The 1,618-nt window shown below is 64.0% G+C and carries 3 protein-coding genes; 2 read left to right on the top strand and 1 reads right to left on the bottom strand.

Annotated elements, in window-relative coordinates:
- Positions 1-622: ribosome-associated translation inhibitor RaiA (gene raiA, locus MVC20_RS06935; protein WP_297539733.1), on the top strand; the 622-nt coding region annotated here is incomplete at its 5' end.
- A 100-nt stretch (positions 623-722) separates the two neighbouring features.
- Positions 723-1,187, top strand: coding sequence for a PTS IIA-like nitrogen regulatory protein PtsN (gene ptsN, locus MVC20_RS06930; protein ID WP_297539731.1), 465 nt, complete (start codon positions 723-725; stop codon positions 1,185-1,187).
- Between the two features lie 97 nt (positions 1,188-1,284).
- Here ptsN and MVC20_RS06925 read toward each other — a convergent pair whose 3' ends face one another.
- The gene (locus MVC20_RS06925; RefSeq protein ID WP_160586952.1) at positions 1,285-1,557 is read right to left on the bottom strand and encodes a DUF1150 domain-containing protein; all 273 of its coding nucleotides are present in this window, start codon (positions 1,555-1,557) and stop codon (positions 1,285-1,287) included.
- Between the last annotated feature and the right edge of the window lie 61 nt (positions 1,558-1,618).

Genomic DNA, 1,618 nt, shown 5'->3' with positions numbered 1-1,618 from the left:
TCGCCTAAACACGAAAATCAGAGGCCCCATGCAGGTTCAGGTCACCGGCAAGCATATTGATGTGGGGGATGCCCTGCGCGTCCATGTCACCGACCGTCTGGAAGCCGCCGCCGAGAAATATCTCGGCCGTGCCATCGACGCCCATGTGGTGTTCTCCAAGGAAGGCCATGAGTTCCAGGCCGATTGCACGCTGCGCCTGGGCCATGGTGTCGTCATGCAGAGCCAGGCGCGCGCGGGCGAGATCTATTCCGCCTTTGACGGTGCCGCCGACCGCATGGAAAAGCGCCTGCGCCGCCACAAGCGCCGGCTGAAGGATCATCACGCCGAAGGGCGCCCGGCGCCGGAGGAAATCGAGCTGCCGGCGCGCGTGCTGTCCGGCGGTGAGGACGAGGCGGAGACGGATACCGCCAGCGACAATACGGGCAATGACGACCAGCCGGTCATCATCGCCGAGACGACGAAGACCCTGCACCGCCTCTCCGTAGGCGAGGCCGTGATGCGCATGGATCTGGCGGATGCGCCGTTCCTGCTCTTCAAGTCCGGGTCCAATGACGCGGTTAGCATGGTGTATCGCCGCGAGGATGGAAACATCGGTTGGGTGGAACTTGGCGGCCAGGGCTGACAAAGCCTGCGCGCGCGCCACATAGACACGTAGCAACAGTTTTGTAGAAGGGGCGTCACCGCGAGGCTTGAAGGGCCGCGCGGGCCGCCACATTGCAGATATGGATCTCTCGGATCTGGTTACGGCCGAACGCGTTTTCGCGAGCTTTCATGCGGGCAGCAAGAAGCAGGTGCTTCAGGATCTCGCCACCCGCGCCGCGGAAGCCTCCGGCATTGACGCCCGCATCATCTTCGATGCGCTGATTGAGCGTGAGCGGCTTGGCTCCACCGGCGTCGGCCATGGCATCGCCATCCCGCATGCGCGCCTGGAAGACATGGAGCATCTCGAGGGCTTCTTCGCCCGGCTGGATGCGCCCATCGAGTTCGACGCGGTGGATGACGAGCCGGTGGACCTCGTCTTCCTGCTGCTGGTGCCGGAGGAATCCGGTGCCGACCATCTGAAGGCGCTGGCCCGCATCTCCCGCTTGCTGCGCAATGAGGGCGTTACCAATGCCTTGCGCGCGGCGACGACAGCCCAGGAAATCCACGAGGTGCTGACCCGGCCCGCGGCAAGCCACGCAGCTTGATTGCCCGGCACGGCTTTAAGGTCACGATTCATGAAAAAGGCCGCGTCCCATACAGGGGCAGCGGCCTTTTGTCTTGTCGGGTGAGCCCGGTCTTTCGTCAGTGAACGCTCACGGGGTCGAGGTCGTACTGGCGCGCGCCGGCAAAGGCTGCGTCGCGGTCATCGACGATGGCCATGCGCGTGCCATTGGCCGAGTGCACCGCGAAGAAGCGGGCATCGTGCGGGATCTTGGTATCCTCGCCGACCACTTCGCGGACATCATCCTGGCCGATCTCGCGCACATAGACGGTTTTCGGTGCGCCGAACTCGGCGAAGTCCTTGCTGCTCATCATGGGAGCAGGGGCGCGGGTGTCGAACGTGCTGTCATTCATGGGTCGCGTACTCCTTACCTGTGCCTCTGAATCAGACGGCGGTGTCTTCGGGTTCGGCGGA

It is taken from the genome of Roseovarius sp. (assembly GCF_027019125.1).
GTDB lineage: Bacteria > Pseudomonadota > Alphaproteobacteria > Rhodobacterales > Rhodobacteraceae > Roseovarius.
This window is presented reverse-complemented; position numbering and strand designations above follow the sequence as displayed.